General features: G+C 39.3%; 10 protein-coding genes. 7 read left to right on the forward strand and 3 right to left on the reverse strand.

Annotated features, from left to right (window positions below; all coding sequences use genetic code 11):
• Positions 1–566: 566 nt before the first annotated feature.
• On the reverse strand, positions 567–1,988 hold the full coding sequence (locus RZN25_13630; protein MEQ6377856.1) for an amidase family protein: 1,422 nt from the start codon (positions 1,986–1,988) through the stop codon (positions 567–569).
• Between the two features lie 118 nt (positions 1,989–2,106).
• Here RZN25_13630 and RZN25_13635 point away from each other — a divergent pair, with 118 nt between their 5' ends.
• The 5 genes from RZN25_13635 to RZN25_13655 all read left to right on the forward strand — a co-directional run bounded on the left by RZN25_13635 (position 2,107) and on the right by RZN25_13655 (position 8,266).
• Positions 2,107–3,240: a sugar diacid recognition domain-containing protein gene (locus RZN25_13635; protein MEQ6377857.1), complete on the forward strand. Its 1,134-nt coding sequence runs from the start codon at positions 2,107–2,109 to the stop codon at positions 3,238–3,240.
• 131 nt (positions 3,241–3,371) lie between these two features.
• The gene (locus RZN25_13640; protein MEQ6377858.1) at positions 3,372–4,640 is read left to right on the forward strand and encodes an SLC13 family permease; all 1,269 of its coding nucleotides are present in this window, start codon (positions 3,372–3,374) and stop codon (positions 4,638–4,640) included.
• A 15-nt stretch (positions 4,641–4,655) separates the two neighbouring features.
• Positions 4,656–5,786 (forward strand): glycerate kinase, encoded by a 1,131-nt coding sequence (locus RZN25_13645; GenBank protein MEQ6377859.1) that lies wholly within the window; start codon positions 4,656–4,658, stop codon positions 5,784–5,786.
• A gap of 260 nt (positions 5,787–6,046) precedes the next feature.
• Positions 6,047–7,228, forward strand: coding sequence for a methionine gamma-lyase (gene megL, locus RZN25_13650; protein ID MEQ6377860.1), 1,182 nt, complete (start codon positions 6,047–6,049; stop codon positions 7,226–7,228).
• Positions 7,229–7,408: 180 nt separating this feature from the next.
• Positions 7,409–8,266: a dimethylarginine dimethylaminohydrolase family protein gene (locus tag RZN25_13655; protein ID MEQ6377861.1), complete on the forward strand. Its 858-nt coding sequence runs from the start codon at positions 7,409–7,411 to the stop codon at positions 8,264–8,266.
• A gap of 112 nt (positions 8,267–8,378) precedes the next feature.
• Here the strand turns inward: RZN25_13655 and RZN25_13660 are convergent, their stop codons facing one another.
• Positions 8,379–9,587, reverse strand: coding sequence for a hypothetical protein (locus RZN25_13660; GenBank protein ID MEQ6377862.1), 1,209 nt, complete (start codon positions 9,585–9,587; stop codon positions 8,379–8,381).
• 416 nt (positions 9,588–10,003) lie between these two features.
• On the opposite strand from RZN25_13660, the gene RZN25_13665 reads away from it, so the two are divergent.
• Positions 10,004–11,248, forward strand: coding sequence for a prolyl oligopeptidase family serine peptidase (locus tag RZN25_13665; protein ID MEQ6377863.1), 1,245 nt, complete (start codon positions 10,004–10,006; stop codon positions 11,246–11,248).
• A gap of 82 nt (positions 11,249–11,330) precedes the next feature.
• Here RZN25_13665 and rarD read toward each other — a convergent pair whose 3' ends face one another.
• A complete protein-coding gene (rarD, locus tag RZN25_13670) occupies positions 11,331–12,251 on the reverse strand; it encodes an EamA family transporter RarD (protein ID MEQ6377864.1) in 921 nt (306 codons plus the stop codon).
• Positions 12,252–12,541: 290 nt separating this feature from the next.
• Between rarD and RZN25_13675 the strand changes: the two genes are divergently transcribed.
• Entirely contained in the window at positions 12,542–14,335 is a 1,794-nt protein-coding gene (locus RZN25_13675; protein ID MEQ6377865.1) for a M3 family oligoendopeptidase, read from the forward strand.
• Positions 14,336–14,578: the final 243 nt, after the last annotated feature.

Genomic DNA, 14,578 nt, shown 5'->3' on the forward strand with positions numbered 1-14,578 from the left:
GGCATACCTGCCTATTTCAGTCTGCGAAAGTTGAGTAAATAAAAAGATGAGGCTGGGACATAACTAGTCTATGATAGACATAAAAATGGATTCCATCATCTGAAAGATAGGATGGAATCCATTTTTTTATTGGGTTTTTCTCAGTCATCATCTAACTAAAGGCGCATATCGGAAGGGGTGGGTGGCACTTAAATGAAACCATTGGCACGAAAACAATTAAAGTAGCACCTAACCTCTTCAAACGGGTGAATATTGTCACTAAAAACTGTTAAATCGTCACATAGAAATGGAGAGTATGGCTCTCAAAGGAAGTTAATAGCACCCAAGTGAAGGGAATAGCACGCAAGTCATGAAACCGTCACTATGAATAAAAATATCGTCACTGAAAGCCGGCTCTTTGGCACTTAGAATTATGAAATCGTCACGTAACGTATTGAATCAGCACTTAATGACCCTTAGTAGCACTGAAATGGATCAAAAGGCACCAAAATTTACTACCCATCATCTGAACAGGATGACATTTGAGTGTATGGTATCCGTTCTGTCCCAGCCGCTTCCTCATGTATTTAGTCTTCCAGATCAGGTAGTCTTCTATGCTGTGTTGCTTGCTCATAGGAGTACCCGAGTTCGATCAATCTTCCTTCGCTAAAGGCCAATCCTGTAAAAGTTAATCCGAAAGGAAGTCCCTCTAGTGTATAGCCAGCGGGCACGGTAATGGAAGGGTATCCTGCACGAGCTGCAATGTCACATCCCCAAAAATTCACAAAAAGTAACGCATCTAATTGATGCTCATTTATTACCTTGTCAATTCCATCCGTTTGAGAGGCACGTAAGTCATCTAGTCGGTTTTGTAAATATTCCGCATCTGACAATCGACCACTCTTTGTCTCTGACTCAAGTAACAAGGTTTGTCCGTATTTTAAAGCAACTTCCTTATGGGCTTCATTGAACTCTATTAATTCTTTCAAACTATGGATAGGTATAGTTGATGGAAGTTTTCCTAAGTAAGCATTCAAATCTGTCTTAAATTCATGGAGCAATACTTGTATATTTCTCTCTTCGAATGGAAGTTCCACATCATCTACAATGATAGCACCAGCTTCTTTTAATTCTTCCAGAGCCTGTTCGAACAACCCCACTTCTTCTTCGGGCACCTCTGATAAAAATTTCCGTGGCACACCTAATCGTGCCCCTTTTAATGCATCACTTTTCAAATAAACCGTATAGTTCTTTTCCAACCTGCCACGACTAATTGCAGTAGCAGGATCTTTATCATCAATCCCTGTTAACTCTCCCAATATAAGGGCAGCATCAGCTACAGTAGGTGCCATAGGTCCAGCTGTATCCTGACTATGAGCAATTGGAATAATTCCTGTACGGCTCACTAAACCAACTGTAGGTTTAATTCCAACTAACGAATTTCGACTTGCTGGACTTAAAATGGAACCACTTGTCTCTGTTCCAATACTAGCGGCAGCAAACCCAGCCGCAATGGATGCTCCTGGTCCAGAGCTTGATCCACCCACATCAAACGGGCCATATGGGTTTTTCACTTGTCCTCCATGTGAACTGTATCCATTGGTCATTCCCTCGGTCATAAAATTAGCCCATTCAGTCAGATTGGCTTTACCCAATAGGACTGCACCAGCCTCGCGAAGTTGTTTTACTATAAATGCATCCTCATCAGCGTAATGGTTCGCTAAAGCAATTGATCCCGCTGTTGTATGCATTTTGTCACCAGTATTAATATTGTCTTTTAACAAAATCGGAATCCCATGAAGCGGTCCTCTAGGCCCGAGTGTGGCCCTCTCTACATCAAGTGATTCTGCGAGATGTAAGGCATCTGGGTTCACTTCTAGAACAGCATTTATGCTTTCATTGTAAGTGGCAATTCTATCTAAGTAGTATTTCGTTAATTCTAAAGAAGTTGTTTCTCCAGATTTCATAGCTTCTTGCATGGCTTCCATTGTAGGATAAGGAAATGTCATCATTTTGCCCCCATTATTTTATCTTTATTTTATTAGTATAATCGATGAAAACCCAATTAGACTATTGATAATGTTCACACTATAATGAGGAAAAGATAATTTTGACAGGAGAAGAACTATGGATGTATTAACAAAGGAGATTGCCCAGGAAATTGCTCAACGTACAATGAAAATAATTCCATACAATATAAATGTTATGGACGAGTATGGTGTCATTATGGCTTCAGGTGTCAAAGAGAGAATTGGTACGGTTCACGAAGGTGCAAGATTGGTGATAGAGGAAGGTTCTAGAGTTGATATCAAAAAAGAAGATTCGGAATCTATGCTTGGAGTAAAACCCGGGATCAATCTTCCTATTCTTTTTGAACAAAAAATTGTTGGTGTAATTGGTATTTCTGGGGACCCTAAGGAACTGTCCCCATTTGGGGAGCTCGTAAAAATGGGTGCGGAAATGACAATTCAACAAGCTTTTCTTACTGAACAATTGCAATGGGATGAGCGTTTAAAAGAAGAATTAATGAGTCAAATTGTCAATGGAAACCTTGATGAGCTTGCAAGAGAAAGGGCAAAGCGATTAAAAATTGATTTAGAGTCCCCAAGAATAGTAATCATTATAGCTTTTTCCTCAAGTGAATTAGATGAAGAGAGAGTCACAAAACGTCGTAGAGAAGTCTTCCGCGTAATAGGAGAGTTTTTTACAGGGAAAGCAATTTTTGCAAACACAAATCCAAATGAGGTAACTATATTAAGAAAAGCACCGATTCAAAGATCAGTTTTAATGCAAGAGATGATCTCTTTACAGAATACAATATCACGTATAAAAAGTATTTCTTTTAAAGTTTCAATTGGGTCAGAATATCAAGACATAGTTGATGCACCAAAGGCCTATCGACAGGCAAAAGAGGCAGGTAGAGTAGGAGAAATTTTTTCACCTCATCAGAATATATATTTTTTTGATGAATGGATATTGCCCGTTACTTTATCCAGTATACCCAATCATGATCATGGGCTGATACAAAGATACGAAAGGTTGGTTGATAAGGATAAAAAGGGAGAGCTAAGAGAAACCCTCAAGCTATACATCGATGAAAATGGGGATGTAAGTAAAATAGCCGATCAGTTGTTTATTCATCGTAATACCCTTCGATATCGCTTGGAAAAAATCCATGAGATTACAGGGAGAGACCCAAGAAAGTTAAAAGACCTTCTAGAACTTTATATCTCTCAATTGTTAAATCAACTAAAACGCTAGTTGTGCAACTGCACAAAATGATAGGGAATAAAGCGTTTTAATTTTTAACAATGGCATAATGTTATCGCTTTCTATTCTCTGTAAAATACAGCTGTACTTAAATTTTAAGAGATGCACAGGAGGGCATACACATGGATATTCAAGTTAGCTCGTTTGGTGCTATAGCAGCACTGGTTATTGCTATTATTCTTATATTAAAAAAGGTTCCGCCAGCTTATGGAATGATTGCCGGTGCTATTATCGGGGGATTATTAGGTGGAGTAAACCTTGCAGATACAGTGAGTTTAATAATGGAGGGCGCAAAAGGTATCATTCCTGCTGTCCTTCGTATTCTAGCAGCTGGTGTCCTTGCTGGTGTGTTAATTCAGTCAGGCGCAGCAGCGATCATAGCTGAAACCATTGTAAAAAAACTGGGGGAAAAGAAAGCGCTTTTAGCATTAGCGCTTGCTACTCTAATTTTGACAACTGTTGGAGTATTTATTGACGTAGCAGTTATTACAGTTGCTCCAATTGCATTAGCTATTGGACACAAAGCGGGAATTTCTAAAACGGGTATCCTACTTGCGATGATTGGTGGGGGTAAGGCTGGTAACATCATGTCACCAAACCCAAATGCGATTGCAGCTGCAGACGCTTTTAATGTACCTCTAACATCTGTAATGGCTGCAGGTATTATCCCGGCTATATTCGGAGTGATCGTGACTTACTTTGTGGCAAAGAAACTTTCAAATAAAGGTGCCCAAGTTTCTATTCATGAGATTCAGAGAGACCAAGATGAGAAACTACCGCTTTTCTTGCCAGCTATTCTGGCTCCATTAACAGCTATCATATTGCTATCACTAAGACCTTTATTTGATATTGTTATAGACCCAATGATTGCCTTACCAATTGGTGGGATTGTTGGTGCTCTGGCAATGGGAAGAATTAAGAAGATTAATGATTATGCAATTGTAGGTTTAGGAAAAATGTCAGGTGTTGCGATTATGCTTTTAGGAACAGGTACTTTAGCAGGGATTATTTCTAACTCAGGACTTAAGGATGTTGTGATCAATGGATTAGAAGCATCAGGTCTTCCAGCTTATCTTCTTGCACCTATATCTGGTGCCTTTATGTCAGCGGCTACCGCCTCAACAACAGCTGGTACAGTAGTTGCAAGTGGTGTATTTGGATCAACAATTATGGAGCTTGGAATTGCAGGACTTGCTGGAGCAGCTATGATTCATTCTGGTGCAACTGTTCTTGACCACTTACCACACGGAAGCTTTTTCCACGCAACAGGTGGAAGTGTATTTATGGACATTAAAGAGCGTATGAAGCTTATTCCTTATGAATCATTAGTTGGTTTAACTTTAGCTGTTGTTTCTACCTTAATCTTTGGAGTATTTAAGCTATTTATCTAGATCGGAGTGGAAAAAATGAAAATTGTTATTGCGCCAGACTCATTCAAAGAAAGTATGACAGCATTAGAGGCGGCTCATTCGATCGAAAGAGGATTAAAGAAGGCTTTACCCAATGCTGAATATGTGAAGGTTCCCATGGCCGATGGTGGAGAGGGTACGGTTCAATCACTGGTCGATGCAACAGGTGGTAGTCTCATTTATATAGAAGTTACAGGTCCTTTAGGGAACAAGGTAGATTCTTTCTTTGGAATTTTAGGAGACGGAAAGACAGCGGTTATAGAAATGGCGGCAGCTTCTGGTCTCCATCAAGTTCCGATGAACCAACGAAATCCGTTGATTACCACAACCAAAGGTACGGGAGATTTGATTCTAGCTGCTTTGGATAAAGGTGTCGAACACATCATCATTGGAATCGGAGGCAGTGCGACCAATGATGGTGGAGCTGGCATGGCTCAAGCTCTCGGCGTGAAATTGCTAGATTCAGAAGGTAATAGTGTTGACTATGGTGGTGGAGAGCTACAACGGATTGAGAAAATTGATCTTTCTGAACTTGACCCACGTGTTAAGGATGTAAAAATAGAAGTTGCTTGTGATGTTGATAACCCTCTTACAGGGGAACGTGGGGCATCAGCAGTTTTTGGCCCGCAAAAAGGAGCCACTCCTGAAATGGTTCAAACTTTAGACAGAAATTTGAAGCATTATGCTGCGAAAATAAAGGAATTTGTTGGAATGGATATTGAGTATGTGGAAGGTGCAGGTGCAGCAGGAGGACTTGGTGCAGGATTAATGGCCTTCTTATCCGCTGAGCTAAAGCGAGGAGTGGACATAGTCATTGATGCTGTTCAGCTAGAAAAACAAGTTCAAGGAGCAACCTTTGTTATTACTGGAGAAGGAAGAATTGATCGACAAACGATTTATGGAAAAACACCAATTGGAGTAGCAAAAGTGGCAAAGAAATTTGATATTCCTGTTTTTGGTTTGGCGGGATTGCTAGGAGAGGAAAGTGAAGTTGTATATGATTATGGTATTGACGCCCTCTTTTCTATCGTACCAGGGGCCATTCCATTAGAAGTTGCTATGGAGAAGGCTCAGGAATTTACGGAGAGACAGGCGGAAAATATAGGACGGCTAATCAAAAGCCTCTGATTTTTAAATCAGAGGCTTTTTCCAGTAAAAGGTTTCGTTACATAAGAAAGATAGGCTGCTAGTCTTTCCCCTCGATGATAGATGTGATTCGTGATCAGGGAGACGATCCATTCCATGATAGCAACAATGGAACGGGGCTTGCGGCATCTTCGCAATAGTTTCTTTGTGGGATGTTGGAGGACAATAAAAAGAAAACGCTTTCAAAAATACTTTTAATCACATATTATAGAAGTAGGGGAAATTAAGAGGAGGGACTAACTATGAGTAACTATGAAAAAATGGATACGAAGGTCATTCACGAGGGGTATTCTTCCAAGGACTTTTATGGAAGTTTATCAACCCCAATTTTTCAAACATCTACCTTTACCTTTGAAACAGCTGAGCAAGGGGAACGTCGTTTTGCTGGGGAGGAGCAGGGATATATCTATTCCCGTTTAGGTAATCCAACTGTGAAAGCATTGGAAGATCGGATGGCATCTCTTGAAGGTGGAGAAAAGGGACTGGCTTTTGGGTCTGGAATGGCAGCTGTTTCTGCCATTTTAATTGCTTTAACAAAAGCTAATGACCACATTGTGTGCTCACAAGGAATTTATGGATGCACATTTGGACTTTTACAACTTCTAAAGGAAAAGTACAATATTGAACATGATTTTAGTCCAATGGAGACAGAGGATCAAATTCGTTCACTCATTCGTCCAGAAACAACTTGCATTTATGTGGAGACGCCGATAAATCCTACCATGAAATTGATTGACTTGCAGATGGTTGCGAATGTGGCAAAGGAGTATGACATTCCTGTTGTAGTTGACAACACATTTTCTTCTCCTTATCTTCAACGACCACTAGAGTTAGGCTGCGATGTTGTTATTCATAGTGCGACTAAGTATTTATGCGGGCATGGAGATGTTGTGGCAGGAATTGCAGTTGGAAAGGAAGACTTTTTACAAAAGGTGTCCATGACAACCTTAAAGGATATTGGAGGAATTATGGCTCCATTTGATGCTTGGCTCCTGCTGAGAGGGATTAAGACTCTGCCAATCCGAATGGATCGACATTCCTCAAATTCAGAAAAAATCTTTAAAAAGCTAAAAAACCATTCCAATATTAACGCCATATACTATCCTGGAGATGAGGAACATCCGAGTTATGAGATTATGAAAAAACAAATGAGTCAGCCAGGTGGATTAATTTCCTTTGAAATTAAAGGGAGTAAAGAAGATGCTCAGCGTTTTCTAAATGAGTTACAATTTATTTCCATTGCGGTAAGTTTAGGTGATGCTGAAACATTAATTCAGCACCCGGCTACAATGACTCATGCCGTAGTTCCGGAAGAATCAAGACTTTCCATGGGAATTACCGACCAATTGGTTCGTTTATCTGTTGGGTTAGAATCTTGGGAAGATATTTGGGAGGATCTTGAGCAAGCTTTAGAAAAGATATAAGGTTTGATGATAGTGATCTGTGTTAGGAAACTAACATAGATCTCTTTTTTTGCAGATAAGCAAGTATAAACTTTCTTATCTGCATAAGGGCAACTAAGGCATACGCCTAAAAGGCTTGGCGTATACCAAGTTTTCTAATGGGAAAACTAAAGGGGATTTGAAAGGATGGGAGGAATAAAGATGTCTGAAACACCTGAACATAGCACTTATTGTCACAGTGAATTTGATACGTTAAAACAAGTAATATTATGCGAACCACGATATATGAGCATAAGAGAAGTTATCAATGAGGCACAAAAAAAGTACAAGGACGAAGGTATAGACGTTGAAAAAGCAATGAAACAACATCATGACTTTGTGGATAAGTTAAGGAGTTTTAACGTGGATGTAACTCTGCTTCTCCCTCATAAAAAATTCCCGGAGCAAGTGTTTACCCGCGATATAGGTTTCACACTTGGCCAAACTATTTTTGTGGCGGAAATGAAGAGTGATGTAAGACAGGGAGAGGAAAATGTACTTAAGTCTTGGCTCGAGGCCGAAGAAATTTCCTACTACAATATTGTGGGGGAAGAGATTGAAGGGGGAGACGTTGTCATTGATCGGGACACCGTTTATGTAGGACTCAGTGATCGCACGAATCAAATAGCAATTAATCACTTAAAAGGACTTTTATCCAAATATGAAGTAATCACTGTTCCGTTTGAGAAAAAATATTTGCACCTTGATTGCGTGTTCAACATTCTTTCCCCAGATTTGGCGTTACTATATCCAGGTGTCATTGAAAAAGAGCAAGAAGAATTGATTCGGTCACGTTACGAGGTCATTGAAATGAATAAAGAAGAGCAGTTTACACTAGGAACAAATGTTCTTTCCATTGGGGATAAAAGGGTATTTAGCCTTCCGCAAAATAAGCATGTAAATAAAGAACTAACAAAACGCGGATTCGATATCATTGAGGTTGATATTTCAGAAATTATAAAATCTGGAGGATCCTTCCGATGCTGTACCTTGCCGATGAAAAGGGAGAGGTCAAAGTAATGAGTGCTACGTTACCTTTAAAATGAAAATGAAGTATAAAAGGTAACCAAGAACATCTCTTGGTTACCTTTTGACATAGAAATGCACAAGGAAAGATCACTAAGTTCACAGATCAATCTTCATAAATAGAAATTTCCTCTACATCTTCTAACCAGAGCCTAGAATTCTCCCCATCTATGTCAGCCATCCAAACATCACGCTCACGATCCATGATTGATTTTCCTCTAAACCATATGATTTTATTTAGAGAAGCAGCATATTGAGGGGAATAGTCCCCATGGCCACGAGGAGGATCGGTGATTTGTTTATTCTTTCCTGACAGTATGTCCACGGTATAAAGTTTAGGCAATGGATGTTCCTTTGGGTCATTGGACCATTCACGTTCCTCAACTCTGGAAGTGACAAGGGAGCTATCATCTATCCAATCAAAATCTAAATCAGAAAATGGATCTGGTGTCAGGGTTCCGGTAGCTGGCATTTCTTTCACAGATAATTTTTTGTCTTTAAATCCATAAACAATTCTTCCTTGCCCTTCGATAAAAGCGAGGATATCTTTTGTAGGCGCCCATTTTGGAGCACCTACTTGATGAATGACATCACCTAGCACTTGAAATTGGTCCCCATTTTCCCCTAAGACACAAACTTTATTTTGGTCCATCGCCCAGGACGCAGTTGGTGAAACAAGAAAGGATAGCCATTTTCTACTTGGAGAAAAAGTGAGGTGACTAGCTGAAATAGCCAAAACAGCATCCTTCTCCTTTCCCCCAACCTTATGAGGAATGGTAAAGAGGGGCTCCACGTTTTCAAAAAGCTTTATATCAGCGAAGGGCTTAGCAATTTTTTTCTTGTAAAGAATAGGAGTTGTCCAACCAGTAGGCAAAATATTGGCTGCGGAACTGAGTATGAAGCCCTCGCCACTTGGATGCCATGTGTAGGAGTCAACCCCGAGTGACACATTAGAAAATCCATTTAAGTCTGAAATGTCTAACACCGAGTGTTGTAAAAAGGCAATGTGATCTGATGAAGGTGCCCAAAGAGGTTGATAGGCATCATAAAAAACCTGTTTCTTTTCTTTGCTTTCAATGTCATACACCCATAATCCTGTTTGTTCCCCTTCATGGGTTGAATAGGATAACTTTCGTCCATTGCTAGACCATTGGGGTGAAAAGGCATTTCCGCCCTCTGTGATTTGAAGTTCTTTTTTACCATGTAAAAGATAAACATTACCATCACGAACAAAAGCTATTTTTTCTTCACTAGCTAATATACTGGATGGAAATACCCCGATTAGAAAAAATATCAAAATAAGTATTCTTTTCATGATGATTTCCTCCTCTCTCTTACTATCAGAAAAAGGGAAAAAACTATGCATGGGCAAGACACCCAGAATACAAGGAAGAAAAGCTAAGAAGGATCTAAACATCATAAGACCAGCAACTCAAACAGACAAGTACAACTTTCTAAAATGATGCATGATTACATGGGAACCTAAGGAAGAGGACATGAAGGGTTTAATAACGCTTTTATTGGACCAACCGGATAGAGGGGAGCTGTCTTTAGTTTGTTAGAAAAAATGATTTTTGCTCCATAACTTGGGAAACCAGAAAGGACAATCTTGTTGCCTAAAGCTATATGAGAAAATAGGAGGGGAAATTTCGGATTGGTTGTATTATGAAATAGTATAGATAAAAAATGAAGAAATCTTTCTCAAATTTTACACTAAGGAGAGAACACTAAATGGCAAGTAAACGAAATACTACCCATGTGTACATTACTGTGGTTGAAATTGAGGATTGGGGTCCAGCTGTTACGAAAGTAATCATAGACCTGGGCAAAAAGATTCCTTTGAACGAAGTTAAAAAGGATACATTTAAGGTTCATGTAACAAGAAGTGATGAAAGACTTTCAAAGCCATTTTTGGAGGAAGGGAATCGTAAAGTTTCCGGTGCATATGTATCTGACAATAAGGGAAATCAATTGGTTTGTGGGACTAGTAATTATGTAGCTATAGAAATGGAGATAGGCCCAACGATTAGACTTGGATCGCCCATGAATTATGATGGGGAAGGAAGCGGATATAATCATTGGATTCAATATGAGGTTACGATTTACCAGGTAGAAGATATAGTTACTCATGGAGAGGTGATTAAAGATTTAATTATAAACCGATCAGTAGGTGAAATACGGAAATTAGTAGATCAGTTTCAAATAGGCAACCATAATTCTGACAAAAAAACGCTAACTTATGCGGAGTATATCCCTAAGAAGGGTAATCAACAAAAACATCCATTGTTCATTTGGTTACATGGTGCTGGTGAAGGTGGGACTGATCCAACAGTAGCCATTGGTGGAACTAAGGTAGTTAACTTTAACACAGAAGAAATTCAAGACCATCTTCATAACGCTTACATACTAGTCCCTCAAACGCATGGGTTTTGGATGGAGGGGTTCATTGGATTTGGAGATGGGACTTCTATTTATCAAGAGGCACTTATGTCTTTGATTGAAGAATATATGGCTAGCCACCTAGATATTGATCCCAATCGTATTTATATTGGGGGTTACTCCAATGGTGGTTACATGACGATGTTGATGCTTCGAGATTATCCGGATTTTTTTGCGGCGGGTCTGCCTACCTGTGAGGCTTTACGGGATGATTTAATAACAAAAAAAGACATTTCAAATTTAGCAAAGACCCCCATATGGTTTGTCCATGCAAAAAATGATTCCACTGTAGATCCTATCCAAACGGTTCTTCCAATTTATAAGCGGTTATTAGCTATTGGGGCACATGTCCATTTAAGCTTATATGATCGTATTGTAGATAAAACAGGATTGTATAAGGATGGAGAGGGTAATCCCTATGAATATGATGGTCATTTTTCTTGGATCCATGTGTATAACAATAACCCGATTATAACGTTAAATGGAGATAAACTGACAATCATGGAGTGGCTGGGCAACCAATCCCTTTCCGTATGATAGGTGTGTGTATTGAAAAACAATAAGAAACGACTGAATCAAATATGTATTGAATCAGCCGTCTTTTATTAATTAAAAATATTTATGCACCGAACGACCGGCTCTTTCGTTGCCAGCCTTTTTCAATTCGAAGAAATAAGCGAGTCCTGGACACACTGTAAATAATGAGAGCCACCCAAATAAAAGTGAAGGAAACCATATGGACATTTGTAAAAGGTTCTCCATAGAGAAAAACTCCGAATATCAGCATTAAGGTTGGTGCAATATATTGAAGAAATCCAACCATTGATAATGGAATTCGTTTAGCACCACTAGCAAATAACAATAATGGAATGGCAGTTGCAACCCCGCCTCCTAGTAAAAGAAGTGTATCTGGTGTACTTCCCCCAAATACACCACCGCCAATTATAGCTATGTAGGTGAGAGCAATAGGCGTAACAATCATTGTTTCAATAGCAAGCCCGAATAAAGATTCAAGTGGCACAAGCTTTTTTAATAGTCCATACATTCCGAAACTAAAGGCTAGCAATAAGGCAATCCATGGAAAAGAATCAAAATGTAACGTCATATAACCAACACCAATAGCTGCTAGAGAGAAAGAAATATATTGGAAAGGACTTAATTTTTCTTTTAATACGATCATTCCAAGAAGAATGCTTAGTAAAGGATTAATATAATAACCTAAACTAACCTCTATCACATGATTGGAATTGACTGCCCATATGTAAGTAAACCAGTTCATGGTTATAAACAAAGAGGCAAGTGTGATTCCAATCGCTTTTTTCTTGTTTTTAATAATGGCACGGCATTCTTTTTTGAAAGCATCCCATCTTTTGATAGAAAAAATGAGAATAATTACAAAGCCAAGAGACCAAATAATTCGGTGGGCGAGAATTTCCCAAGCTGAAATCTCGTTCATAAGCTTCCAATATAGAGGGAGCAGGCCCCACAATAAATAGGAACTCGCTGTGTAGAGTATTCCTAATTTGTTTTCATCCATCATTGTTGATCTCCTATCTTTACCGATTGCATTTCATAAGAACATACCTAGTGTAGAAGGGAATGGAAGAAAAAGCAATTACGAACACTCATGAAACTTTTGTTAAGGTGGGGTATAATAAAGTGAAACTTCAATCAGTAGGGGATCCCCCACTGATTGATAGCTGAACCAATCGGGCATTTACAGGCGGTTTATCCCCCACCTACTCTTTACGTTTCACATAAGACTTGAGGTGGGGTATTATTGCCCGTTAATGCGGGATAAATGCGCATACAGAAAAAAGGGGTGTTATCATGTCTAAATATCAACCGGTCTGGGACCTAGAAGTATTTTTTGAAGGAGGCAGTTCATCTAAAGAATTTCAAACTTACCTTTCTTCATTAGAAAAAGAGATGAGTCAACTAAAGAAGATTGTTGAGGATTGGGATCAACCTAGTAGTGCGGAAGATGTCGGATCTCTACAACAGATTATTAAGTTATTATCTGGCATAACCACTAAATTGAGTGAAAGCTCAGCTTTTGTAAGCTGTCTTCATGCGCAAAATGTCCACGACAAGCAAGCTGGGTTGCTCCGCGCGAAGCTCAATCAATTTTATGCACAATACGCTACCATTTTAACGATGTTTGATGAAAAACTAGTACATATCGATTCATCCGTGTGGGAAGAGTTGTTAGAATCACCAGCATTAGAATCTTTATCTTTCGTTTTAAATGAGCGTCGAGATAAGGCTCAAGAGAAACTTTCTTTAAAACAAGAAGCATTGATTAATGACTTAGCAGTAGATGGTTACCATGGTTGGAGCCAAATGTACGATGTCATTGTAGGGAGTATGACGATTCCTTTTGAAGAAAACGGAGATGTAAAGCAACTTTCTGTTGGTCAGGCTGCAAACAAACTTAGCTCTGCCAATCGTGAAATTCGACAACAAGTTTTTGAAAAATTATCCGAGGCATGGGCTGAAAAAAGTGACTTATTTGGGGAAACGTTAAACCACCTAGCTGGCTTTCGTCTTCAAACCTATAATCATCGGAAATGGGAGGACGTATTAAAGGAGCCTCTCGATTACAACCGCATGTCAGATAAGACGCTAACAACCATGTGGGATACGATTTCTCAAAATAAAGCACCACTAGTTAAATATATAGAACGGAAAGCTCAGCTACTTGGTTTGGAAAAGCTCGATTGGTATGACGTGGGAGCACCTATTGCAAAAACAGAAAATACGATGTCCTATGATGAGGGAGCAGATTTTATTTTAGAGCAGTTCCGAAAATTCGGACCTAAAATGGCTGAGTTTACAAAAGGGGCCTTTGAGAATCGTTGGATTGAAGCGGAGGATCGCCCTGGTAAACGCCCAGGAGGATTTTGTACCAGCTTCCCAGATAGTAAGCAAACACGAATCTTTATGACATACTCTGGATCCGCATCGAATGTATCCACTCTCGCTCATGAACTTGGTCATGCTTTCCATCAGCATGTAATGAATGACCTAGAGCCTTTAAACCAGGACTATGCGATGAACGTAGCAGAAACAGCATCCACTTTTGCTGAAATGATTGTTGCCGATGCAGCCGTAAAAAATGCTTCATCAGAGGAAGAGCGTCTAGCTTTATTAGAGGATAAATTGCAAAGAAATGTTGCGTTGCTAATGAATATCCATGCGCGTTTCTTATTTGAAACAAAATTCTATGAGGAGCGGAAAAAGGGTGTTGTTTCTGTAGAGCAATTAAACTCATTTATGGAAAATGCACAAAAAGAAGCTTATTGTGATGCACTTGGAAGCTATGAGCCTCATTTCTGGGCATCCAAGCTTCACTTCCATATTTCAGACGTTCCGTTTTATAACTTCCCCTATACATTTGGCTTCTTATTTAGCTTGGGGATATATGCTAAGGCAATGGAGGAAGGCCAGGCTTTTGAAGATAAATATATTGCCCTTCTTCAAGATACCGGACGTATGAAGGTGGAAGACTTGGCGAAGAAACACTTAGATGTTGACTTAGAACAACCGGAATTCTGGGAAAAGGCTATTGAATTATGTATCAATGACGTAGAGGAATTTTTGCAATTAACAGAAGAGAAATAATGTTTTATTAGGGAGGTGCTCTCATGGGAGTTCCTTTTTCTAACAAGATAAGAAAGCATAAAATTTGTCTATCTTCAGCAAAAAAGCTTCCTTGAGTAATCTTCGAAGTTTTTGCCCCGAGTAAGAAAAGCTACATAGAGCTACTTCGCAGAAACAAGTGCTTTTCTTGTTTCGAAGGGCGCTTGTGCTTTTCTTAACAGATAGGAAAGTATAAAACTTTCCTATCTGCATAAGTGCAACTAA

It is taken from the genome of Bacillaceae bacterium S4-13-56, assembly GCA_040191315.1.
Classification (GTDB): Bacteria; Bacillota; Bacilli; order Bacillales; family JAWJLM01; genus JAWJLM01.